General features: G+C 73.4%; 20 protein-coding genes. 9 read left to right on the plus strand and 11 right to left on the minus strand.

Annotated features, from left to right (window positions below; genetic code table 11):
• Nucleotides 1-20 precede the first annotated feature (20 nt).
• Nucleotides 21-2,228, plus strand: coding sequence for an MMPL family transporter (locus tag GVV04_RS05785; RefSeq protein WP_161685231.1), 2,208 nt, complete (start codon nucleotides 21-23; stop codon nucleotides 2,226-2,228).
• A 56-nt stretch (nucleotides 2,229-2,284) separates the two neighbouring features.
• On the opposite strand, the gene GVV04_RS05790 is transcribed toward GVV04_RS05785, so the two are convergent.
• Nucleotides 2,285-3,541 (minus strand): erythromycin esterase family protein, encoded by a 1,257-nt coding sequence (locus tag GVV04_RS05790; protein WP_161685233.1) that lies wholly within the window; start codon nucleotides 3,539-3,541, stop codon nucleotides 2,285-2,287.
• A 115-nt stretch (nucleotides 3,542-3,656) separates the two neighbouring features.
• Here GVV04_RS05790 and GVV04_RS05795 point away from each other — a divergent pair, with 115 nt between their 5' ends.
• Nucleotides 3,657-3,848: a DUF2795 domain-containing protein gene (locus GVV04_RS05795; protein ID WP_161685235.1), complete on the plus strand. Its 192-nt coding sequence runs from the start codon at nucleotides 3,657-3,659 to the stop codon at nucleotides 3,846-3,848.
• An 11-nt stretch (nucleotides 3,849-3,859) separates the two neighbouring features.
• Here GVV04_RS05795 and GVV04_RS05800 read toward each other — a convergent pair whose 3' ends face one another.
• Nucleotides 3,860-4,762 carry a Gfo/Idh/MocA family protein gene (locus GVV04_RS05800; RefSeq protein WP_161686697.1) on the minus strand — a complete coding sequence of 301 codons (903 nt, stop codon included), beginning with the start codon at nucleotides 4,760-4,762 and terminating at the stop codon, nucleotides 3,860-3,862.
• 336 nt (nucleotides 4,763-5,098) lie between these two features.
• Here GVV04_RS05800 and GVV04_RS05805 point away from each other — a divergent pair, with 336 nt between their 5' ends.
• Entirely contained in the window at nucleotides 5,099-5,494 is a 396-nt protein-coding gene (locus tag GVV04_RS05805) for a hypothetical protein (protein ID WP_161686699.1), read from the plus strand.
• Nucleotides 5,487-5,909, plus strand: coding sequence for a hypothetical protein (locus tag GVV04_RS05810; protein ID WP_161685237.1), 423 nt, complete (start codon nucleotides 5,487-5,489; stop codon nucleotides 5,907-5,909). Before GVV04_RS05805 ends, GVV04_RS05810 begins: the two co-directional genes overlap by 8 nt.
• A 103-nt stretch (nucleotides 5,910-6,012) precedes the next feature.
• On the opposite strand, the gene fabG is transcribed toward GVV04_RS05810, so the two are convergent.
• Complete coding sequence (gene fabG, locus GVV04_RS05815; protein ID WP_161685239.1) at nucleotides 6,013-6,771, minus strand: 3-oxoacyl-ACP reductase FabG; 759 nt, start codon at nucleotides 6,769-6,771, stop codon at nucleotides 6,013-6,015.
• A gap of 98 nt (nucleotides 6,772-6,869) precedes the next feature.
• Complete coding sequence (locus GVV04_RS05820; protein WP_161685240.1) at nucleotides 6,870-8,522, minus strand: alpha-amylase family protein; 1,653 nt, start codon at nucleotides 8,520-8,522, stop codon at nucleotides 6,870-6,872.
• Nucleotides 8,523-8,652: 130 nt separating this feature from the next.
• Between GVV04_RS05820 and GVV04_RS05825 the strand changes: the two genes are divergently transcribed.
• On the plus strand, nucleotides 8,653-9,300 hold the full coding sequence (locus GVV04_RS05825; RefSeq protein WP_235965721.1) for a DUF1349 domain-containing protein: 648 nt from the start codon (nucleotides 8,653-8,655) through the stop codon (nucleotides 9,298-9,300).
• A 48-nt stretch (nucleotides 9,301-9,348) separates the two neighbouring features.
• On the opposite strand, the gene GVV04_RS05830 is transcribed toward GVV04_RS05825, so the two are convergent.
• Entirely contained in the window at nucleotides 9,349-10,074 is a 726-nt protein-coding gene (locus GVV04_RS05830) for a hypothetical protein (protein ID WP_161685242.1), read from the minus strand.
• 246 nt (nucleotides 10,075-10,320) lie between these two features.
• On the opposite strand from GVV04_RS05830, the gene GVV04_RS05835 reads away from it, so the two are divergent.
• Nucleotides 10,321-10,992: a DedA family protein gene (locus GVV04_RS05835; RefSeq protein ID WP_161685245.1), complete on the plus strand. Its 672-nt coding sequence runs from the start codon at nucleotides 10,321-10,323 to the stop codon at nucleotides 10,990-10,992.
• A gap of 20 nt (nucleotides 10,993-11,012) precedes the next feature.
• On the opposite strand, the gene GVV04_RS33895 is transcribed toward GVV04_RS05835, so the two are convergent.
• The 4 genes from GVV04_RS33895 to GVV04_RS05855 all read right to left on the minus strand — a co-directional run bounded on the left by GVV04_RS33895 (nucleotide 11,013) and on the right by GVV04_RS05855 (nucleotide 15,663).
• The gene (locus GVV04_RS33895) at nucleotides 11,013-12,572 is read right to left on the minus strand and encodes a cellulose binding domain-containing protein (protein WP_161685249.1); all 1,560 of its coding nucleotides are present in this window, start codon (nucleotides 12,570-12,572) and stop codon (nucleotides 11,013-11,015) included.
• A 177-nt stretch (nucleotides 12,573-12,749) separates the two neighbouring features.
• Complete coding sequence (locus tag GVV04_RS05845; protein ID WP_161685252.1) at nucleotides 12,750-14,153, minus strand: chitinase; 1,404 nt, start codon at nucleotides 14,151-14,153, stop codon at nucleotides 12,750-12,752.
• A 260-nt stretch (nucleotides 14,154-14,413) separates the two neighbouring features.
• Nucleotides 14,414-15,157 carry a YidC/Oxa1 family membrane protein insertase gene (locus GVV04_RS05850; protein ID WP_161685254.1) on the minus strand — a complete coding sequence of 248 codons (744 nt, stop codon included), beginning with the start codon at nucleotides 15,155-15,157 and terminating at the stop codon, nucleotides 14,414-14,416.
• A gap of 206 nt (nucleotides 15,158-15,363) precedes the next feature.
• Complete coding sequence (locus GVV04_RS05855) at nucleotides 15,364-15,663, minus strand: DUF6412 domain-containing protein (protein ID WP_328822225.1); 300 nt, start codon at nucleotides 15,661-15,663, stop codon at nucleotides 15,364-15,366.
• Nucleotides 15,664-15,898: 235 nt separating this feature from the next.
• Here GVV04_RS05855 and GVV04_RS05860 point away from each other — a divergent pair, with 235 nt between their 5' ends.
• The 3 genes from GVV04_RS05860 to GVV04_RS05870 all read left to right on the plus strand — a co-directional run bounded on the left by GVV04_RS05860 (nucleotide 15,899) and on the right by GVV04_RS05870 (nucleotide 20,005).
• Nucleotides 15,899-17,047 (plus strand): carboxylate-amine ligase, encoded by a 1,149-nt coding sequence (locus tag GVV04_RS05860; protein WP_161685256.1) that lies wholly within the window; start codon nucleotides 15,899-15,901, stop codon nucleotides 17,045-17,047.
• 72 nt (nucleotides 17,048-17,119) lie between these two features.
• Nucleotides 17,120-18,499, plus strand: a complete 1,380-nt coding sequence (locus tag GVV04_RS05865) for an FAD-dependent oxidoreductase (protein WP_161685258.1) — start codon at nucleotides 17,120-17,122, stop codon at nucleotides 18,497-18,499.
• A gap of 84 nt (nucleotides 18,500-18,583) precedes the next feature.
• The gene (locus GVV04_RS05870) at nucleotides 18,584-20,005 is read left to right on the plus strand and encodes a WGR domain-containing protein (protein ID WP_161685261.1); all 1,422 of its coding nucleotides are present in this window, start codon (nucleotides 18,584-18,586) and stop codon (nucleotides 20,003-20,005) included.
• 99 nt (nucleotides 20,006-20,104) lie between these two features.
• On the opposite strand, the gene ptsP is transcribed toward GVV04_RS05870, so the two are convergent.
• Nucleotides 20,105-21,736, minus strand: coding sequence for a phosphoenolpyruvate--protein phosphotransferase (ptsP, locus tag GVV04_RS05875; RefSeq protein ID WP_161685263.1), 1,632 nt, complete (start codon nucleotides 21,734-21,736; stop codon nucleotides 20,105-20,107).
• Entirely contained in the window at nucleotides 21,729-22,004 is a 276-nt protein-coding gene (locus GVV04_RS05880; RefSeq protein ID WP_161685265.1) for an HPr family phosphocarrier protein, read from the minus strand. Before GVV04_RS05880 ends, ptsP begins: the two co-directional genes overlap by 8 nt.
• Between the last annotated feature and the right edge of the window lie 8 nt (nucleotides 22,005-22,012).

Below are 22,012 nucleotides of genomic sequence, written 5' to 3' on the forward strand. Positions count from 1 at the left end.
CGATCGAGGACAAGAATCTGATGTCGACCCTGTTGTACCGGCTCGGCCGAGCCTCGCTGCGCCGCCGACGGCTCGTCGCCGTCGTCTGGCTCGTCGTGCTCGTCGGCCTCGGCCTCGCCGCGGCGACGCTGCGCGGCCCGACGACGAGCAACTTCACCATGCCCGGCACCGAGTCGCAGCAGGCGATCGACCTGCTCAGCGAGCGGTTCCCGGAGGCCAGCGGGGCCACCGGCACGATCGCCCTGAAGGCTCCGGCGGACGGCCAGCTCGCCACGCCCGAGGGTCAGGCCCTGGTCAAGCAGGTGACCCAGGAGGCGGCCACCCTGCCCGGCGTGGTCGCCGCAGTCGACCCGTACCAGGCCCAGGCGATCACCCCGAACGGCCGGTACGCGCTGATCCAGGTGCAGTTCGCCGGCCGCGCCGACGACGTCACCGACGACCAGCGCGACGCGTACGAGAAGGTGGGCGCGCAGGCCGAGGCGCAGGGCTGGCAGGTCGCTCCCGGCGGCGAGGTGCTCAGCGGCGAGCCGGAGATCGGCTCGACCGAGGCGCTGGGCGTCCTGGTGGCGGCGATCGTCCTGGTCATCACGTTCGGCTCGCTGGTCGCGGCCGGGATGACCATGCTCAACGCGCTGATCGGCGTCGGCGTCGGCATGGCCGGCCTGTTCGCGCTCAGCGGCGCGATCGAGCTGACCAGCACCGCGCCGATCCTGGCCCTGATGCTCGGCCTGGCGGTCGGCATCGACTACTCGCTGTTCATCACCTCCCGCTACCGGCAGAACCTGCTTGAGGGGTTGTCGCCGGAGGAGGCCGTGGGCCGGGCCGTCGGCACCGCCGGCTCGGCGGTGGTCTTCGCCGGGGCCACCGTGGTCATCGCGCTGGCCGGCCTCGCGGTGGTGCAGATCCCGTTCCTGACCGTGATGGGCCTGGCCGCCGCCGCCACCGTGAGCGTCGCGGTGCTGGTCGCGATCACCCTCGCCCCGGCCCTGCTCGGCTTCGCCGGCGTCCGGGTGCTCCCCCGCAAGCTGCGCAAGACCGAGGCGGCGGCCAACGGCGCGGACCCGACCGAGACCCCCGAGGCGGCAGCCGCGGCGGAGGACCGGTCCGGCTTCGGCTTCCGCTGGGCACGCCTGGTCACCCGGCTGCGCGTACCGGTGATCCTGGTCGCCCTGGTCGGCCTGGGCCTGCTCGCGCTGCCCGCCCCCGACATGCGGCTGGCCCTGCCGGACGCCAGCACGGCCGCCACCGGCTCGCCGGCCCGGGTGAACAGCGACCTGATCCGGGAGAGCTTCGGGCCGGGCTTCACCGGCCGGCTCGCGGTGGTCGTCACCTCCGACTCGCAGGGGGCCACGGCCGCCGCCGCCCCGCAGGTCGCCCAGCTCGTCCAGCAGACGAACGGGGTGCTCGCGGTGGCCCCGCCGCAGACCGACCGGACCGGACGGACCGTGCTGCTCGGGGTCATCCCCAAGAGTGGTCCGACCGACGAGGCCACCGAGAACCTGGTGCACGACATCCGCCGGCAGGTCTCCGGCGTCACCGGCGCGGACGTGCTGCTGACCGGCGCGACCGCGATCGGAATCGACGTGTCGGAGAAGCTCTCCGACGCGCTGCCGGTCTACCTGGTGCTCGTCGTCGGCCTGTCGATCCTGCTGCTCATGTTGGTGTTCCGGTCGATCCTGGTGCCGGTCAAGGCCGCCCTGGGCTTCCTGCTCACGGTCGCCGCGACGTTCGGCATCACCGTCGCGATCTTCCAGCAGGGGCACCTGGCCGACCTCGTCGGCCTGGACACCCCGAGCCCGCTGGTCAGCTTCCTGCCGATCCTGCTCATCGGCATCCTGTTCGGCCTGGCCATGGACTACGAGGTCTTCCTGGTCTCCCGGATGCGGGAGGACTTCGTGCACGGCGACACCGCGCAGCAGGCCACCGTCAACGGCATGGGGCACGGCGCCCGGGTGGTCACGGCCGCCGCGCTGATCATGATGGCGGTGTTCGGCGGCTTCGTCTTCCTCGAAGACCCGATCATCAAGTCGATGGGCTTCGCGCTGGCCGTCGGCGTGGCCATCGACGCCTTCGTGGTCCGGATGACCATCGTCCCGGCGGTGATGTCGCTGCTCGGCAAGGCGGCCTGGTGGATCCCCCGCTGGCTCGACCGGCTGCTGCCCAACGTGGACATCGAGGGCGAGGGGCTGCGCGCCCACCTCGCCGAGAAGAAGCCCGCCGACGCCTGACCGGTCCGGACGGGCCCCGCACCGCCGCTCACCCGGCGGGGCGGGGCCCGTCCGGCTCAGACCCCCGCCGGGTACGTCTCCAGCTCCCCGAACGAGGTGAGCGCGGGCAGCGGTTGCAGCGCGGTGGTGTCGTCGCACCAGACGAAGGCGTCGTAGCGCTCGCCCAGCCGGGTCGGCACGTAGTTGCCCCACGACTCGAAGGTCGGGTCGTAGACCACGCCGATCGCCCGGTGGTCCTGCTCCTCGGTGACCCAGCCGGGCTGGTCCGGGCCGCCGAAGACCAACACCGCGCGCTCCGGCAGCAGCTCGTGCAGCCGCCGCTCGACCGAACCGGGCCGGGCCGGCGGCACCACCATCGCCTCGGCGGGCGACCCCCACCGGGGAGCCGCCACCACCGTCCCCCGGTAGCCGCCGAAGCCGACCAGCACCACGTCGTCCGCCCCGTGCCGCTCCCGGGCCAACTGGCCGATGTTGACCAGCCCGTCGGCGGCCATGTCGGTGGCCCGGGCGTCGCCGACGTGGGTGTTGTGCGCCCAGACGATGCCCCGGGCGTCCGGGCCGTGGAAGTCCAGCAGCCGGTCCAGGGTGTCCGCCATGTGGATGTCCCGCACGTTCCACGACTCCGGACCGCCCGCCACCATCGCCCGGTAGTAGCGCTCCGCGCCGGCCACCACCTCCGCGTTCTGCCAGGCCGAGAAGCGGTCCGGGCCATCCGAGGCGGCCTGTTCCCGGGTACGCGCCAGCAGCTTGATCACCTCTTCCTCGCAGCGCGCCGAGACGAACCGGCTGGCCGCCCCGTACTCCTCGACCCGCCGCCCGTACGGCTCGAAGCACCGGTACGCCTCCTGCGCGGCCTCCAGCGAGGCCGGTTCCTCCTCGCCCAGGTAGTCGAAGATCGCCTGCATCGACTCCCAGAGGCTGTAGACGTCCAGGCCGTGGAAGCCGGCCCGGTGTTGGGCCGGCTGCTCCAGGTTCCACGCCCGCAGCCAGCGGCAGAACCGGGCCACCTCGGCGTTGGCCCACATCCACGTCGGCCAGCGCTCGAAGCGTTCCAGGGCGGCCTGCGGGTCGGCGAGGCCGTTCGGGGCGGCGGTGACCGACCGGTGCACCCGCTCGCAGTCCGGCCAGTCCCCCTCCACGGCGACGAAGGAGAAGCCCCGCTCGGCGATGAGCCGCCGGGTGAGCTGCTCACGCAATCGGTAGTAGTCGTGGGTGCCGTGCGTCGCCTCGCCGATCATCACGATCCGGGCGTCCCGGATCCGCTCCAGCAACGGATCGAAGTCGCTCGGCGCGCCGAGCCGCTGTACCAGCATGTCCGCGGCTACCCGCCCCCCTTCGGGGCAAACCGCCCGCCCGCCGGACCCGGCGGGGTGGGGTTCGGCAGCCGGGGGCGGGCATGTCGTGCGGTGCAGCGGGTAGTGGGCTGGTATGACGGTCAGCGGAACGGAGTTGCAGGAGTACCTAACCGGGCTCGACTACCCCGCTTCCCGGGAGGACCTGGTCCGCTGGGGGCAGGAGAACGGCGCCAGCACGGAGGTGTTGCAGATGCTCCGCGCGCTGCCGGCTGAGGAGTTCGACTCTCCGACCGAGCTGAGTCAGGCGCTGAGCGGTCTCGCCTGACAAGACGGCGGTCAGCCCGGGAGGTCGACGGTGCGGCCCTCGGCGCGGGCGGTCTCGGCGGCGACCAGGACGGCCACCACCTCCCGGCCGAACCGGACGTCGCAGCGGTGGTCCCGGGTGCCGGAGTCGATCTCCTCGGCGAGCTGGTCGATCGCGACGGAGAACGCGGTCAGCGCGTTGCCGTCCCCGGGCGGGACCTCCAGCACGCCGTCCTCCCCGAAGAAGACGAAGTCGCGGGTGGTGGCCTCGGGCGGCGCGTCGAGGGTGAGCGACACCGTGCTGGTCGCCCCGCCGTCGTGGGTGAGCAGCAGGTGGACCAGGCCGCTCGGGCCGTCGACGGCCGCGACCCGGGTCACCCGGCCGAGCACCGGCAGGATGATCGACAGGGCGTGCGGGCCGATGTCCCACAACGCGCCCCGGTCCCGCCGCCACTGCGACGCGCCGTACGGGTTGCCGGGCTGGAAGATGGACGTGAACATCGTCGCCCGGGCGTGCTGCCACCCCCCGGCCGCCGCGGTCGAGGCGAGGAAGCCGGTCACGTTCGGGTGGAACCGCTGGGTGAAGAACACCACGGAGGCGACGCCGGACTGCCCGGCCGCGGCGACCACCCGATCGGCGTCGGCGAGGGTGAGCGCCAGCGGCTTGTCCAGCAGCAGGTGCCGGCCGGCCGTGGCAGCCCGGACGGCGATGTCGGCCTGCACGTCCGGGGGCAGCGCCACGGCGACCGCGTCGGAGGCGTCGATCAGCGCGTCGATCTCGGTGAAGACGGGCACCCCGTGCCGCCGCGCCAGCTCCGCCGCCTTGTCGGGGTTGCGGCCCCAGACCCCGGCCAACTCGGCACGGGGGTGCGCGCCGATCGCCGCCGCGTGCGTCTCCGCCGCCCAGTGGCCGGTGCCGAACAAGCCGAACCGCAGCACGTGTACTCCCGGTGTCGTCGCTGGCCACGGCGGTCCCGTGGCCGTGATCCACGCTAGTCGCCCGGCCGGTCCGACGCAGCCGACGGGTCGGACCGAACCGGGCCAGGGCACCTGCGCTCCGGCGAACCCGGGCGGATCGGACCAGGCCGGGCCGACCCGCGCACCGGCCGACCCGGACGCACCGGAGCAGGCCGGGCCGGTTCGACCATGGGCGGGCTGACGGTTGGCGCGGGCGGAACCGGTAGCGGGCGCGGCGGCGGACCGGGCCGGGGCGAGTACTACACCGGTTAGTAGGCTGTCCCGGTGACCGAGACTCCGACGCCGGTGGCGTCGATGACCAGCGCCGCCGCGGCCGGCTCGCCGGTGGACGGGATCCTCGCGACGGCGACGATCGTGCTGTCGCTCGTACTCGCGGTGTGGGCACTGGTGGCGGCGATGCGCAACCGGCCGCCGGACCGGGTGCAGGTTGCCGGCCTGGCCGTGCTGGAGCTGGGCCTGCTCGCGCTGACGGTGGCGGCGCTGGTGGCGCTCGGCGGCGGCGAGCGGCCGGGCGAGCCCGGCGCGTTCTTCGGCTACCTGGTGACGCTGGTCTGCCTGCCGGCGCTGGCCTGGGTGCTGGCCCGGATGGAGCCGACCCGGTGGGGGTCGGCGATCATCTGCGCGATCTGCCTGGTGACCCCGGTCGTGGTGGTCCGGCTGCAACAGACCTGGGAGGCGCTCGGTGGCTGAGACGAAGACCCCCCGGCTGGCCACCAACTCCGGGCCCGGCCGGCTGCTGATCGCCGTGTACCTCGTGTTCGCCATCGCCGCGACCTCCCGGGCGGGGTTGCAGATCGCCACGAAGTTCGACGAGGCCCCGGTGGCGTACCTGCTCTCGGCGCTGGCCGCGCTCATCTACATCGTGGCCGCGGTGGGGCTGGCCCGGGCCGGCCACGCGGGCCGGCGGATCGCGCTGGCCTGCTGCGCGGTGGAGCTCGTCGGGGTGGTCGGCGTCGGCGCCCTCAGCCTGGTCGACCCGGACCTCTTTCCGGACGAGACGGTCTGGTCGCAGTTCGGCAGCGGCTACGGCTACGTCCCGCTGCTGCTCCCCGTGCTCGGCCTGCTCTGGCTCTGGCACACCCGCCCCCACCCCCACCCCCACTGACCCCCCGCGCTCTTTCACGGAAAGAGTGGGCATGGGACGCGAAATGGCCACTCTTTCCGTGAAAGAGCGGCCACTTCGTGGGGGGAGGGGGGAGGGGGGAGGGTTAGGAGTTGGGGCCGCCGGATACGTAGATGACCTGGCCGGAGACGAAGGACGCGCCCTCGCTGGCCAGGAACGAGATGGTGTGGGCGACGTCCTCGGGGCGGCCCACCCGGCGGACCGGGATCTCCTGCTCGGTGTGCTTCTGGAGGGCCTCGAAGTCCACCTTCATCCGGGCGGCGGTCGCGGCGGTCATGTCGGTGACGATGAACCCGGGGGCGACCGCGTTGACGGTGACGCCGAACGGGCCCAGCTCGATGGCGAGGGTCTTGGTGAAGCCCTGCATGCCCGCCTTCGCCGCCGCGTAGTTGGCCTGCCCCCGGTTGCCCAGCGCCGAGGTGCTGGACAGGTTGACGATCCGGCCCCACTTCCGCTCGACCATGTGCTTCTGGGTGGCCTGGCTGAACAGGAACGCGCCGCGCAGGTGCACGCCCAGGACGGTGTCCCAGTCGGCGTCGGTCATCTTGAACAGCAGGTTGTCCCGGAGCACCCCGGCGTTGTTGACCAGCACGGTCGGCGCGCCCAGCTCGGTGGCGACCCGCTCGACGGCCGCCTCGACCTGGCCCCGGACGGCGACGTCCGCGCCGACGCCGAGGGCCCGGCCGCCCGCCGCGACGATCGCGTCCACGGTGTCCCTGGTGGCCGACTCCTCGATGTCGACCACGGCGACGGCCAGGCCGTCGGCGGCGAGCCGGCGGGCGGTGGCCGCCCCGATCCCCCGCGCGGCCCCGGTGACGATCGCGACCCGCTGCTCCTCGGACATGCCTACCTCCCGGTAACCTACGGCGATCCCCGGAGCCTAGCCCACCCCGCCGGTCAGAGGGCGGCCCCGCGACAGAGGCGGGGAGCCCACCCCCGGGGTCAGTAGGCGGCCCCGCGACAGAGGCGGATCCAGCGGTAGCCGTACCCGGCGAGCTTGAGCGCGTCGAGCTTGCCCACCTCGCCGTAGTTGCGGTCGGCGAGGACGTCTCTCGGCAGGTCCGCCTCGTCGGCGAGCGTGCCGAGGTCGACCTCGACGTCGTCGGTGCCGAGGTTGTGCAGGAAGACCATCGTCCCGGTCGGACCGTCGGCGCGGTGGGCGAGCACCCCGTGCGGCATCGGCACGTCGATGTGGGTGGTCGAGCCGGAGCCGATCTCCGGTGCCTCGCGCAGCGTCCGGATCATCCGCTCGAACCACGACAGCAGCGACGTGTGGTCGCCGCGCTGGGCGGTGACGTTGACCTTCTCGTACGAGAAGTCGCCCTTGTCGATCACCGGGCGGACCAGCTTCTCCGGGTCGGCCGTGGAGAAGCCGGCGTTCGGCTTGTACGACCACTGCATCGGGGTACGGATCGCCTCCCGGCCGGGCAGCGAGAGGTCCTCGCCCATCCCGATCTCCTCGCCGTAGCGCAGCACCGGCGTGCCGCGCAGCGAGAACTGGAGCGCGTACGCCAGCTCGATGCGCCGTCGGTCGTTGCCGAGCATCGGGGCGAGCCGGCGACGGATGCCCCGGTCGTAGATCCGCATGTCCTCGTCGGGGCCGAACTCGGCGTACACCTGGTTGCGCTGCTCGGTGGTGAGCCGGGACAGGTCGATCTCGTCGTGGTTGCGCAGGAAGGTGGCCCACTGCCCGCCGGTGGGCAGGATCGGGGTGTCCCGCAGGGCCTCGATCACCGGCTCCGGGTCCTGGCGGGCCAGGGCGAGCACGAGCCGGCCGTTGAGCATGAAGTCGAAGAGCATGTGGATGCGGTTGCCGGAGCCCGCGCCGTCGCCGAAGAAGGTGGGAAGCTGGTCGGGCTCCACGTTGGCCTCGGCGAGCAGGACGGCGTCGCCGCGCCGCCACTGGACGTGCTGACGCAGCTCGGTGAGGTACTCGAAGTCCTTCGGCGAGTTCGGGTTGCCCGGCTCGGTCAGCTCGATGATGAACGGCACCGCGTCCATCCGGAACCCGGAGACGCCGAGCTGGAGCCAGAACGAGACGATCTTCTTGACCTCGGCGCGGACCTCGGGGTTGTTGAAGTTCAGGTCGGGTTGGTACTTGTAGAACCGGTGGTAGTACCAGGCCTTGGCGGTCCGGTCGTAGCTCCACGTCTCCTTCTGCTCGCCCGGGAAGACCATGCCCTGGTGCCGGTCGTCCGGCTCGTGGTCGGCCCAGACGAACCAGTCCCGGTACGGCGAGTCGGGCGAGGACCGGGCGGACTGGAACCACGGGTGCTCGTCCGAGGTGTGGTTGACCACCAGGTCGATGATCACCCGGATGCCCCGGTTCTGCGCCTGGTGCAGCAGCTCGGCGAAGTCGCCGAGGGTGCCGAAGCGGGGGTCCACGTTGTAGAAGTCGGTGACGTCGTAGCCGTCGTCCTTGTTCGGCGACGGGTGGATCGGGTGCAGCCACAGGCAGGTCACCCCCAGCCGGGCCAGGTAGTCGAGCCGGCCGATGAGGCCGCGGATGTCGCCGACCCCGTCACCGTCGGAGTCCGCGTACGTGTCGATGTCGAGGCAGTAGACGACCGCCTCGGAGTACCACCTGTCACCCATGCCGGCGTACCTTCTCCGATTCCGGCTCCCCGCAAACGTGAACGCCGCCCGCGTCGGGGCGGGTGGGCCGGGTCGCGGGCCTCGGCAGCCCCGGAGCCCGGGCGACGGGACCGGCGGTAGCGTGCCGGTCATGGATACGGGGTCGAACAGCGGAGACCGGGACATGGATGCGGGGTCGAACGGCGGAAACCTGGACGTCGACTGGGCCGAGGGCCGGTGGCTGCACCGGCCGGTCCGGTCGGAGCCGACCCTCGATGGCGGGCTGCTCGTCGAGCCGGGCGCGGGCAGCGATTTCTGGCGGCACACCAGCTACGGCTTCGTGCACGACGACGGGCCGGCCCTGCTCGCCCCGCTGCCCGGCGGCACCGCCGTGGAGGTCGACTTCCGGCTCGACTACACGGAGCAGTTCGACCAGGCCGGCGTGCTGGTCCGGGTGGACGAGCGGAACTGGGTCAAGGCCGGGGTGGAGGTCAGCGACGGCCAGCCACAGGTCGGGGCCGTCGTCACCCGGGAGTTCTCGGACTGGTCGGTCGCCCCGGTGCCGGACTGGTCGGGGCGGGACGTCACGGTCCGGGTCAGCCGGGCCGGCGACGCGTTGACCGTCCGGGCGCGGGCCGGCGGGGAGCCGTGGCGGCTGGTCCGGGTGGCCCCGCTCGCGCCGGACGCCGAGGCGACGGCCGGCCCGTACTGCTGCGCGCCGAGCCGGGCCGGGCTGGTCGTCCGGTTCACCGGCTGGCGGCGCGGCCCGGCCGACGCGGCGCTGCACCCGTCGGGCTGAGAACGCAGTTGGATCGTGGGCCTGTCCGATGTTGGGAGAGGTGGGGCCTCAGGAGTCCTCCGGCGTGTTCCACACGGTGACCCGTGCGGTTACCTGGAAGGAGTCGTCCGGATAGCGGGTGACCTTGAACATGGCAACCCGATCCTTGTTGGTGGTCAGGCAGCCGATCCGGTCGATCGGGATATGAACCCACTCGGCGCCGTGTGTGGAGACGCGGTCCGCGCATTGCTGCCTGGTGGGCTCGCCCGGTCCCGGCCACAGGGCGATCTGCCCCCAACTTGCGTGTAGCGCACCATCCGCGTTGGCCGAATCCCGGTTCAGGTCGTCGTCGGTCGAGAAGTACCTCTGCACCGTCGGCGGCACGGTGTCGAGATCGACGCCGAGGGTGGCGAACCGCACCTCGCCGCTCCACCGAACCTCGCCGATCGACGGGGCGGTCGCGCTGGAAACCGGCGGGGTCACCGGGGTGGCCGCAGGACCCGGCGTGGCCGGGGAGGTGGCCGAGGCATTCGGCATCGGTGTGGCGCCGGCCGGGCCGCTCGCTCCGGCATTCGGCGTGCTCTCCGGCGGTGCGTCCCTGTCGTCGCCGCTGGCCACCCCGTAAACCGCCACAGCGGCCGCGATCAGGGCTCCCACCAAGCTGATAAGGGCGCCCAGCACGGCCCCCCTGCCACTCCCGTCCAGTTTCTGGTGGTAGTGGCGGCTCAGGCGTTGCCGCAGGCTCCGCCGCTCGTCGGGCTTGTGGTTGCTGGGCATACCCTCCGGCACCGCCACCGCGATTCCCCTCCTCGCCTCGACCCTGACGGGCCGCCCGGGCCCATCGACCATCATCATGGCAAAGCGGGGAGGCGGGTCGCACGTGCGGACCGAAGGCCCAAGAGACGGGTTGCGTCCGGGGGAGCACCGTGCGACGTGCCGGCGTCGGCCCGGACGGGGGGTGCGGTCACCGGCAGGTGTGATCGCCTCCGGGATGGGTAACACACTTTGATCCCCCGGCCAGCTTTCAGCGGAAGGACCCTCATGGCCCACGCCCAGGACGTCGATCCTTCGCAGTTCACCGGCCTGACCGGGTGGGTGGCCAGCGTCATCGACTCGCTCGGCGCGGTCGGGGTGGCCGCGCTGGTCGCCCTGGAGAGCATCATCCCGCCGATCCCGAGCGAGGTCGTGCTGGCCATGGCGGGGTACCTCGCGGCCGAGGGGCGGTTCAACCTCGTCCTCATCGTGGTCGCCGCGACGGTCGGCTCGGTGGTCGGCGCGCTGGTGCTCTACTGGCTCGGCGCGGCCGTCGGCGAGGACCGGCTGAAGCGGTGGCTGGATCACATCCCCCTGGTCGACCGGGAGGACCTGGAGAAGGCCAACCGGTGGTTCGAGCGGCACGGCCGGTGGGCGGTGCTGGTCGGCCGGGTGGTGCCGGTGGTGCGCAGCCTGGTCTCCGTCCCCGCCGGGGCGAACCGGATGCCGCTGGGCGAGTTCATCCTGCTGACCACGCTGGGCAGCGGGGTGTGGAACGCGCTGATCGTCGGCGCCGGCTTCGCGCTCGGGTCACGCTGGGAGGATGTGGACCAGTACAGCAGCTGGTTCAACTACGCGATCTTCGCGGTCTTCGGCGTGATGGTCGTGGGCTGGGCGGTGAAAAAGGTGCGCCGCCGCCGCGCGCGGCGCGACCGGCAGTCCATGACCACCGGCCGCTGACCGCACGCTGCTGCTGCTGCTCAGTTGTACTGGGCGGTGATGCTGGTGAACTCCCAGGTGTTCTGGGCGATGCCGGAGCAGTTCGACACCACTCCCCCGCCGGGGCACGGCCGGTCGCGGTTGACGGCCCAGAAGGTGAACCGGGACAGGCTGCGGGCCTTTGCCCAGTCGCGGATCTGCGTCCAGGTCGCCGCGGTGGTCAGCTCCTGCTGGTCGGACAGGCCGTTCATGCCGGAGATGCCCATGTGCGTGTACGCCGTGGCGTCGGACCAGCCGAAGGCGCTCTTCAACGCGTTCTTCAGCCCCTCGGCCGCGTTGACGGTGCTCTGGTACATGTTCGCGCCGCCGGCGAAGTCGAACGGCATGATGGTGAACGTGTCGATGTTCGCCCCGAGCGCGGCGGCCTGGTTGATCAGCCGGGTTCCGTAGTACGACGGCCCGGTGGTCGTGGTGCCGAAGGTGACGATCGTCTTGATCCCCGGGTTGTTCTGCTTGACGATCTTCAGCGCGCCGAGGATCCGGTCCTGCACCGCCTCGTTCTCGAACTCGTCGCTGTTCTCGATGTCGATGTCGATCGCCTTCAGCCCGTACGCGTTGATCACCTGCTGGTACGCCCCCGCCAGCGCGCTGGCCGACGAGCAGTTCGGGCCGAGCTTGTTGCCGCTCCACCCGCCGAAGGACGGGATGACGTCGCCCCCGGCGGCCCGGATCGCGGCGATGGTGTTGGCGTGCGCGCCGCCGGTGAGCGGGCCGCTGCCGTCCCAGGCCGGGGTGCAGCCGCCGCCGGAGAGTACGAACGCGATGGTGAACCACTTGATCCCGGTCGCACCCATCACCGTCGAGGGCGCGGGCGGGTCGCCCCAGCCCGGGTAGAGGTACGGCGCGGCGGCCATCGGGGCGTTCCCGCCGGAGCAGCCGGTGGTGGTGGCGGAGACGGCCGGCGACTTCGCCGACTCGCCCGAGGAGTTGTACGCCGCCACGGTGTAGCTGTGCGCGGAGCAGGTGGCCAGCCCGGACACCGTCGTCGAGGTTCCGGTGAGGGTGGCCTTCACGGTGCTGCCCTCGTACACCCGGTAGCCGGTGACCGTGCCGGAGACGGCGTTCCAGGCCAGCGAGACCGAGGCGGCGGTGGTGCCGGTGACCCGCAGCCCGCCCGGGGTGGCCGGGCCGCCCGGGTTGCCGCCGCCGGTGCAGGAGCCGCCGTTGACGGTGCAGTTGGTCGGGTCGCCGGTGCCGGCGACGATGAACCCGAACGACGTGCTGGCGCCCGGGGCGAGGGCGCCGTTCCAGGACTTGTTGACGGCGGTCACGTGCTGACCGGCGGTGGTCATCGTGGCGTCCCAGAAGGAGCCGAGCGAACTGCCGGCGGGCAGGTCGAACTGGACGTTCCAGGAGCCGATGCTGGCCGAGGTGTTGTTGGTGACGGTGAACTTCGCCTCGTACCCGCTGCTCCAGCTTGAGGTGCGGACGAAGGCGGCGGTGGCCGCCGACGCGGCCGGCGGGGCCACGAGGGTGGCCGCGACGACGGCGGCGGCGAGCGCGGCGGCGAACGTCGCCGCGCGGGGGGACCGGAGTTTCACGGTGGCCTCCAGGGACCGGTGGTGGGGGTTTCCGCCCGAGGGGGGTGGGCGGGGCCGCCGGCCCGCGCGGGGCGGGCCGGCGGTGGTACGGGGGCGGTGCTGCGGGGTGGCGGTGCGGGGGTGGTGCGGCCGGGTCAGGGGCAGTGCAGGGCAGGTTGGGCCAGGGTCAGGGTCAGGTCACGGCAGGGTGGCCAGGTGTGGCTTGACGGTGCGGGCGAAGCCGTTGCCGTTGCTGACGTCCCAGTTGACCGACCAGGTCATCGCGCCCCGGATGCCCGGGTAGGTGCGCGGCGGGCGGAAGCTGCCGCAGTTGGTGCCCTTCGCCAGGCAGTCGAGGGCGGCGTTGACCACGCTCGGGGCGACGACGCCGCCACCGGCCGCGCCGGGGCCGGCGGGCAGGCCGAGCCCGACCTGGTCGGGGCGCAGCCCGGCCTCCAACTGGATGCAGGCGAGCGCGACGATGAAGTTCACCGTGCCCTGGCCGTACGCGGCGTTGTTGTCGCAGCCGAGCATCGCCCCGGAGTTGTAGAACTGGGTGTTGACCACGGTGAGGATGTCCCGGATGTCCAGGGCGAGCTTGAAGTAGCCGGCGGCCGGGGACTGCATGTCGATGGTCTGCGGGGCCATCGCGATGATCAGGTTGGCCCCGACCTTGGCCCGCAGGGCCCGCAGCGCCTGGGCCATGTACGTCGGGTTGAGGCCGTTCTCCAGGTCGATGTCGACGCCGTCGAAGCCGTACCGCTGGATGAGGGCGTACGTGGTGTCGGCGAAGGCGGTGGCCGAGGCCGCGCTGTTGACGGCGACCCGACCGGTCTCGCCGCCGACGGAGAGGATGACCTTCTTGCCGCGCGAGTGCAGGGTCCGCACGTCGGCGGTGAAGTCGGCGTCGGTGTAGCCGCCGAGGGCGGCGGACAGGCCGGGGTCGACGGCGAAGGTGACCGCTCCGGGGGTGCCGGTGGCCTCGGCGAAGGCGACCGCGACCAGGTCGTATTCGGCGGGGACGTCGCGCAGCCGCAGCTCGACCGCCGGGTTGTCGAAGTTGTGCCAGTAGCCGGTGAGCAGGTGCTTCGGCAGGCCGCCGGTGGGTGGGGCGGTGGTCGGGGGCGGGGTGGTCGGCGGCGGGGTGGTCGGGGGCGGGGTCGTCGGGGGCGGGGTGGTCGGGGGCGCGGTCGTCGGGGTGGGGCCGCCGCCGCAGGGTGCGCCGTTGAGCTGGCAGTTGGTCGGGCTGCCGGAGCCGGTGGCGAGGAAGCCGAACGACACCGACGCGCCGGGGGCGATACCGCCGTTCCAGGAGCGGTTGGTGAAGGTGTACCGCTGGCCGGAGGTGGTCAGCAGGGCGTCCCAGTAGCTGCCGACGGCGGTGCCGGCCGGCAGGTCGAAGGTGACGGTCCACCCGGAGATGGCCGTGGCGCCGCCGTTGGTGATCGTGTACTTGCCCTCCCAGCCGGAACCCCAGTCGGAGGTCTTGACAAAGTTCGCGGTGGCTCCGGCGGCGAACGCCGGCAGCGCCACCCAGGCCGCCCCGATGGTCGCGGCCAGCGCCGTCACCAGGGCAAGGACAATGGATCGGGAACGCTTCATGCAACCCTCCACGCCCGGACGGGCATTCATGCTCGTCTACGTTGGCGCCTATTATTAGGACTGTTAACTGTTTCTGTCCAGAGGGTGACGCGCATCGACGGGTCCCGGTCCCTCACGGAGGTGTGCGAGGAGGGCCCCAAGCCCGTGCCGGAGGCGTCGGGCAGGGGCTCTCCCCGCACCGTCAGCGGCGGCCGGTGGACCCGTCCCGGTCGTCCGCCCGGGTCCGGACGGGCGTCACCGCGCGCCCCCGCCGCCGACGGTCAACGGACCTCGACGGGTGCCGCCTGGGGGCGGCGCAGCACCGCCTGCTCCGCCGCCGTCCACGCCGTCGTGGTCACCAGGTAGAGCACCGCCGCCAACGGCACCACCAGCGCGACCAGCACGGTCAGGTACGGCAGCAGCGGGACCAGCCGGCCCAGGGTCGCCGCGCCCGGCCCCTCGGTCGGCGTACCGGCCACGGTGCCCACGGCAGCCGCCGCGCGCCGCGCCCGGCGCGACGACCACCAGGCCAGCGCCACCAGCGCCGCCAGCAACACCCCGAACAGCGGGCCGGCCGCCCCGGTCAGGCCGTCGGAGAGGTGCCAGCCCAGCGGCACCCCGGCCAGCCGCTCGTCGAGCAGGCCGATGCCGCCCTCGTTCGTGCTGAACAACCGGTACATGATCAGGAAGAACGGGGCCTGGAGCAGGGCCGGCAGGCAGCCGGCGACCGGGCTCGCCCCGGCCGACCGGTAGAGCCCCAACAGCTCGCTCTGCAACCGGGCCGGGTCGTCGGCGTGCCGGCGTTGCAGTTCGCGGACCTGCGGGGCGAGGGCCGCGCGGCGCCGCTCCCCGCGAACCTGGGCCAGGGTGAGCGGCGAGACCAGCAGGCGGACGGCGACGGTGAACAGGACTATGGCGGCGGCCGTGGCGGCCCCGCCGGTCAGCGGGTGCAGCGTGTCGGCGAGCCAGGTGACAACGGTCGCGGCGGCGGAGACCGCGCCGCGCAGCGGTGCGAAGGCGAGCATGGGTGACCCCTCGGTCCGGTTCCGGATGCCCCGACCGGCCCGGAGACGGGCGCGCGGCGGGACGGACGACGGCGGAGGCGGCCGGATGACGGATGGCGGATGGCGGATGGCGACGGGGAATGCCCCGTCCGCCGCCCCGGGGCCGACGGGCCCCGTCCGCCGCTCCAGGGGGCCGACGCCGACGGAAGCCGGCGCGGCCCGGGAAGCTACCCGGCCGCGAGGCCCAGGCCCGGCGCGCGGGGTCGGGGGCGGCCGGCGGCGTCCGGGTCGACCTGCCGGGGAACACCCCGACGCCGGGCGCGTTCCCGCAGGCCGACGCCGTGCCCGGCGGCCCTGGCAGGGGGGCCGGCCGCCACCCCGGGGCGCGCGGCGAGCAACACGGCGAGCAGCACGGCGGCGGCCACGGCCGCCCCGGCCAGCAACTCGGCCGGGCGGTCCGCGAACACGGTCAGGTGGGTGAGCGCGTACGCCCACATCCCCGTCACCGTCAGCAGCAACCCGCCCACGCGATCACCCTATGCCCCGCCGTCCACCCCGAAGGCCGGGAGCGTTCCTCCCCCGAACGCCGAAGCCGGGAGCGTTCCTCGTTCGAGCGCGGGCCGGGTCCCGGCAACGGGGATACGGAACACGAGCGGCGTGCCGACGGGCAACACGCGGGCGGCGGAGTTTCCCCGCACCGATACTGCGGGTAATGGCCGGTCACGTCGCGGCACAGCGCCGCGACCGGCACGGAAACGGACGGTGAGGACGATGAGCGGTTCAGTGGTGCAGCGGGAACCGAACGTGGCCCCGGGCGGCACCGACCTGCTCACCGTCGGCGTCGAGGAGGAGTTCCTGCTCGTCGACCCGCACACCGGCACCGCCGTGCCGGCCGTGGACCTGGTGATGGAGCAGGTGCCAGCCGAGCTGCGCGGCCAGGTCGAGCGCGAGTTCCAGACGAGCCAGATCGAGATCGGCAGCCCGCCGGGGCTGGAGCTGTCGTCGATCCGGCACTCCCTCGGGGTGCTGCGCCGGGCGCTGTCCGAGGCCGCCGAGCGGGCCGGCGTACGGGTGCTGGCCATCGGCACCGGCCCGGTCGACGGCCCGGTGCCGCCGGTGGTCGACAAGCCCCGCTTCGACCGGATGATCGAGCGGTTCCGGCTGCTGGTGCCCGGTCCCGGCAACAACGGCATGCACGTGCACGTCGGGGTGCCGGACCCCGAGACCGGCGTCCAGGTGCTCAACCACGTCCGGCCCTGGCTGCCGATCCTGCACGCGGCGACGGTCAACTCCCCGTTCTCGGCCGGCGTGGACACCGGCTACGCGAGCTGGCGCTCCGTGGAGTGGGAGCGGTGGCCGTCGGTGGCGCCGACGCCGTACCTGGAGTCGCACGAGCACTACGAGCGGCTGATCCGGCAGCTCATCGCCAGCGGCGTGATGCTCGACGAGGGGATGCTCTACTGGTACGCCCGGCTGTCGGCGAAGTACCCGACGGTGGAGCTGCGCATCGGCGACGTCTGCCCGTCGGTGGACGACGCCGTGCTGGTCGCCGCCCTGGTCCGGGCCCTGGTGGCCAGTGCGATGACCGACATCGCCGAGGGCCGGCAGCCCGTCCGCACCGACCACCACCTGCTGGTCGCCGCGCACTGGCGGGCCGCCCACGACGGGCTGGAGGGCGACGGCGTGGACCTGACCGACGGCGAGCTGCGCCCCGCGTGGGAGCTGCTGGACCGGCTCGTCGAGCGGCTCCGGCCGGCGCTGGAACGGCACGGAGACCTGGCCGAGGTGACCGACCTGCTCGGCGGGCTGCGCCGGCACGGCACCGGGGCGGCCCGGCAGCGGGCGGTCTTCGCGCGTACCGGGAACCTGGTGGACGTGGTGCACGACGTGGCGCGGCAGACCCGTGGCTGAGCCCACCGCAGCCGCGCGGGCGTCCCGGCGGGACGGGCCCGCCCGCAGGCGCGGGACGGCAGGATGACCGGCGTGGCGCAACGGCTCGTCGTCATCGGCGGGGACGCCGCCGGCATGGCGGCGGCCTCCCAGGCACGGCGTCGCCGCGACCGGTCGGGCCTGGAGATCGTGGCCTTCGAGCGGGGGCACCACACGTCGTACTCGGCGTGCGGCATCCCGTACTGGATCAGCGGGATGGTCGCGGACCGGGACCAGCTCGTCGCCCGCGCCCCGGCCACCTTCCGCGACGAGTTCGACATCGACGTCCGGCTGCGGCACGAGGTCACCGCGATCGACCTGGACCGCCGGGAGGTGGTCGCCCGTGACCTCGACCACGGCGGCGAGGTCCGCGAGCGGTTCGACGACCTCGTGTACGCCGCCGGAGCGGCGCCGACGAAGCCCGGCTGGGCCGACACGGACATGGGCGGCGTCTTCGGCGTGCAGACCCTCGACGACGCCGGGAGCCTGCGCGACTGGCTGGACGGCGACCCGACGCCCCGGCGGGCGGTGGTGGTCGGCGGCGGCTACATCGGGGTGGAGATGGCCGAGGCGCTGGTCCAGCGCGGGCTGTCGGTCACCCTGGTCGAGAAGGCCGACCAGCCGATGGCGACCGTCGACCCGGACATGGCCGCTCTCGTCGCGACGGCCATGCGCGGCATCGGCATCGACATCCGTACCGGCGTGGGGGTGACCGGGCTCGACCAGCGCGACGGCCGGGTGTCCGCCGTGATCACCGACGACGGGCCGGTGCCGGCCGACGTCGTGGTCCTGGGCCTGGGGGTACGCCCCAACACCGCCCTCGCCGAGGCCGCCGGCCTGCCGGTCGGCTCCTCCGGCGGGATCCGGGTGGACCGGCGGATGCGGGTGGTCGGGGCGCCGGGGGTGTGGGCGGCCGGCGACTGCGTGGAGAGCCTGCACCTGGTCAGCGGCCTGCCGGTGCACGTGCCGCTCGGCACCCATGCCAACAAGCAGGGCCGGGTCGCCGGGATCAACCTCGGCGGCGGGTACGCGACCTTCCCCGGCGTGATCGGCACGGCCGTGACGAAGGTCTGCGAGCTGGAGGTGGGCCGCACCGGGCTGCGCGAGCGGGACGCCACGGCCAGCGGCTTCGAGTTCGTCTCGGTGGTGGCCGAGTCGACGAACCGGGCCGGCTACTACCCGGGGGCGCGGCCGATGACGGTGAAGCTGATCGCCGAGCGCCCCACCGGGCGGCTGCTCGGGGCGCAGATCGTCGGCTGGTCGGAGGCGGCCAAGCGCATCGACACCCTGGCCGTGGCGCTGTGGAACGGCATGACGGTGGACGAGATGACCGCACTCGACCTCGGCTATGCCCCGCCGTACGCGCCGGTCTGGGACCCGGTGCTGATCGCGGCCCGCAAGGCCGTCGACGCCCTCGACCGCAGCCGGGGATAGACCGAACCTGTCGGGGGGCGCGGTTAGCGTGTGCTCGCTGTCGCGGTGCCGGGTCCGGCGCGCTTCCCCCCGAAAGGCGATGCCATGTCGCAGGAGACGACCTACCTCGAACTATCCGAAGTGGACGGAGCGGCGCACAAGTTCTACGAGGTGGTGGTGGACGACACCACGATGACCGTTCGCTACGGCCGGATCGGCGACCAGGGTCAGGTGAAGACCACGGCCTTCCCGGACAACGCCCGCGCCCGCGCCACCGCCGCGAAGAAGATCGGCGACAAGGTCCGCAAGGGGTACGCCCCGGCGGTGCCCGGCGCCCGCCAGAAGCGGCCGATCTCCCGCCGCCAGATCGTCAGCACCCGCTCGACCGCCCGTACCGCCCCGGTGCTGTGGCGGTACGCCTCCGGCGCGCCCGCGTTCGGCATCTTCGTCGACGGGCAGCACTGCATGGTCGGCAACGAGCACGGGGTGATCACCACCCTCGACCACGACGCCCGGGTGCTGAACCAGGTCCGGCTTCCCGAGGGGGTGAAGTCCATCGTCGCCGACGACGCCTGGATCTACGCGGGCTGCGACGACGGCAACGTCTACGACCTCTCCGGCAAGGTGCCCCGGGTGGCGTACGCGATCACCCCGGAGATCGACATCTACTGGCTGGACATCCACGACGGGGTGCTGGGCGTCTCCGACGCCGACGGCGGGATCGCCGCGATCGACCACGAGGACGAGTTCCTCTGGCGGCGGCCGGGGCGCGGCCGGTCCGCGTGGATGGTGCGCTGCGACGCCGACGCGCTCTACCACGGCCACTCCCAGGGGGTGACCGGCTACGACTGGCGCACCGGGCGGGAGCTGTGGCACACCCGCACCGGGTCGGTGCTCTTCGGCTGGCAGGAGCGGGACGCCGTGTTCGCCGGCACCGGCACCCGCGAGGTGGTGCGGCTGCGCAAGGACGGGCACACCGAGCGGTCGTACCGCTGCGACGCCCCGGTCTTCTCCTGCGCCACCGCCGAGGACGGTCGGTACGTCTTCGCCGGCGACAACCAGTCCTCGATCTACTGCTTCGACGCGGCCGGCAACCGGCTGTGGAAGCTCGGCACCGGCTGCGGCTCGGCGTACTCCATGCAGTATCACGACCAGCGGCTCTACGTGGTCACCACCTCGGGCCACCTGGCCTGCGTCGACGCGAGCGAGCCGGCGATCCGGGCCGCCGAGCAGGGCAGCGTGCCGGAGGTGGTGGACGTCAAGGCCCCCGCGCGGCTGCCCGAGCCGGCGGCCTGGACCACGGTGGAGGTCGCCACCGACGACCTGGGTGGCGTGGTGGTGCAGTGCGTCGACGAGGGCGGCCGGCTGCGCGTCCACGTGCTCTCCGCCGGCTACCAGCGCGACTGGACGGTGCAGTTCCCCAAGGGCATCCGCGAGGCGGGGGCGCGCTACCTGGTCACCGAGGTCCGCCAGGCGGGCCGGGGCGGCTTCTACCGGGCCTACGGCGACATCCGCCGGCTGCGCTGAACCCGGCCGGCGGCTCGCCCGACCCGGGAGAGGAGGGCGTCCTTCTCCGCCGGGGCCGGCGTGCCGCCGGCCGGTGCCGCCTCCGTGGGGCGACGCGGCTCAGCGGCGGACCGCCGCCCGGGCCGCCTCCGGGGTGTCGGCGGCCAGGGCAGCCTTGGCGATCTGGCGGCACTCGTCCAGGGTGTGCGCGGCCAGGGACTCGCGCACCGCCGGGATACTGCGGGGGGCCATGGACAGGCTGGTTATGCCCAGCCCAGCCAGGACCAGGGCAAAATCCGGATCCGCAGCGGACTCTCCGCACACGCCGACCGGCTTGCCCGCCTCGACGCCGGCCGCCGCGCAGGAGGCGATGAGCCCGATCAGCGCGGGCTGCCAGGGGTCGAGCAGTTCGGCGAGGTCCCCGCACATGCGGTCGGCGGCGAACGTGTACTGGCTGAGGTCGTTGGTGCCGATGCTGAGGAAGCCCACGTCACGCAGCACCTGGCCGGCGCGCAGGGCGGCGGCCGGCACCTCGATCATCACGCCGGCGGTCGACAGGCCATGCTCGCGGCAGGACACGGCGAACGCGGACGCCTCCGCCGCCGTGGCGACCATCGGCGTCATCACCCAGACCTCGGCGTCCTCCGCCGCAGCCGCCACCGCGATCGCGCCCAGCTGCGTGGTAAGCACGGACGGAGTCTGCCGCGCGACCCGCAGACCGCGGATGCCCAGCGCCGGGTTGGGTTCACCGGCCAGGCGCAGGAACGGCAGCGGCTTGTCGGCGCCGGCGTCGAGGGTGCGCACGACGACCTTGCGGCCGGGCAGCGCGGCGAAGACCTCCCGGTACGCGGCGACCTGTTCCTCATGCGACGGCGGGTCGCTGCGGTCGAGGTAGAGCAGCTCGGTGCGGAACAGCCCGACGCCTTCGACCTCGCCGGTGAGGTCGCGGGCGGAGCCGATGTTGGCCAGCAGCGCGACGGGATGGCCGTCCGCGGTCCGCCCGGGGCCGTGGGAGCGTGCGCGGCGTTCGATCTCCGCGAGCCGGGCGGCGTTGACGCCGGTCGCCGTCTCGGCGGAGACGCCGGTCGCCACGACGCCGGTCGAGCCGTCGAGGCTGACCAGCGTGCCGTCGGCCACGTCCAGGATGCCGGCGCAGCGGACCACGGCCGGTATGCCGAGTGTCCGGGCCAGGATCGCGGTGTGGCTGGTCGGCCCGCCCTCGGCCGTGACCAGGCCCAGCACCAGGGCCGGGTCGAGCCCGGCGGTGTCGGCGGGCGCCAGGTCGCGGGCGATGAGCAGGAACGGGCGGCCGGGGTCCGGAACACCCGGCATCGGCAGCCCCAGGCACGCCGCGACGAGGCGGTCCCGCAGGTCGTCGAGGTCGCTGACCCGCTCGGCGAGGTACCCGCCCGCGGCCTCGAAGGCGGCCCGGTGCACGGCGAGCACGTCGGTGATCGCGTGCGGGGCGTCCGTGCCGCCGTCAATGGCGACGTCGGCCGCGTCGATCAGCGTCTCGTCCTGCGCCATCATGACCTGTGCCCGCAGCACCTCGGCGGCGGTCGTGTCCGGGGCGGCGTCGGCGCGACGGGTCAGGTCGGCGGCGACGGCGAGGACCGCCGCCCGGACGGCCGTCTTCTCGGCCGAGGGGTCGACGGTTGCCGGGGCGGGCGGCAGGGCGGGTGGCGGGGCCAGCCGGTGGACCGGCCCCGCCGCACCGCCGGGGCTGGCCCCGATTCCCCGGAGTTCACGCATCGACGGCGTCCAGATCACGCGCGAGGAGGTCGGCCAGGGTGTCGACGGCTGCCTGCGCACCGTCGCCGTCGGCCTCCAGGGTGACCTCGGTGCCCTTCTTCGCGCCGAGCGACAGCACGGCGAGCATGCTGCGGGCCGGCACGGGTTTCTTGTCGCCGGTGCGGATGGTGACCGGCACCGGCTGCTTCGCCGCTTCGGCGACGAACAACGCCGCCGGGCGGGCGTGCAGCCCGCTGGCGGAGCCGACGACGACTGTCCTGGTGGGCACGGATCCTC

It is taken from the genome of Micromonospora rubida (assembly GCF_009908295.1).
Classification (GTDB): Bacteria; Actinomycetota; Actinomycetes; order Mycobacteriales; family Micromonosporaceae; genus Micromonospora; species Micromonospora rubida.

Bases quoted from the DNA above. Each gene is read 5' to 3' on its own strand.
- ptsP (WP_161685263.1), bottom strand. From the start codon at position 21,736: ATGCGTGAACTCCGGGGAATCGGGGCCAGCCCCGGCGGTGCGGCGGGG.
- fabG (WP_161685239.1), bottom strand. From the start codon at position 6,771: ATGTCCGAGGAGCAGCGGGTCGCGATCGTCACCGGGGCCGCGCGGGGG.
- GVV04_RS05805 (WP_161686699.1), top strand. From the start codon at position 5,099: ATGACCAGCGCCGCCGCGGCCGGCTCGCCGGTGGACGGGATCCTCGCG.
- GVV04_RS05825 (WP_235965721.1), top strand. From the start codon at position 8,653: ATGGATACGGGGTCGAACAGCGGAGACCGGGACATGGATGCGGGGTCG.
- GVV04_RS05785 (WP_161685231.1), top strand. From the start codon at position 21: ATGTCGACCCTGTTGTACCGGCTCGGCCGAGCCTCGCTGCGCCGCCGA.
- GVV04_RS05845 (WP_161685252.1), bottom strand. From the start codon at position 14,153: ATGAAGCGTTCCCGATCCATTGTCCTTGCCCTGGTGACGGCGCTGGCC.
- GVV04_RS05820 (WP_161685240.1), bottom strand. From the start codon at position 8,522: ATGGGTGACAGGTGGTACTCCGAGGCGGTCGTCTACTGCCTCGACATC.
- GVV04_RS05850 (WP_161685254.1), bottom strand. From the start codon at position 15,157: ATGCTCGCCTTCGCACCGCTGCGCGGCGCGGTCTCCGCCGCCGCGACC.
- GVV04_RS05870 (WP_161685261.1), top strand. From the start codon at position 18,584: ATGTCGCAGGAGACGACCTACCTCGAACTATCCGAAGTGGACGGAGCG.
- GVV04_RS05790 (WP_161685233.1), bottom strand. From the start codon at position 3,541: ATGCTGGTACAGCGGCTCGGCGCGCCGAGCGACTTCGATCCGTTGCTG.
- GVV04_RS05795 (WP_161685235.1), top strand. From the start codon at position 3,657: ATGACGGTCAGCGGAACGGAGTTGCAGGAGTACCTAACCGGGCTCGAC.
- GVV04_RS05835 (WP_161685245.1), top strand. From the start codon at position 10,321: ATGGCCCACGCCCAGGACGTCGATCCTTCGCAGTTCACCGGCCTGACC.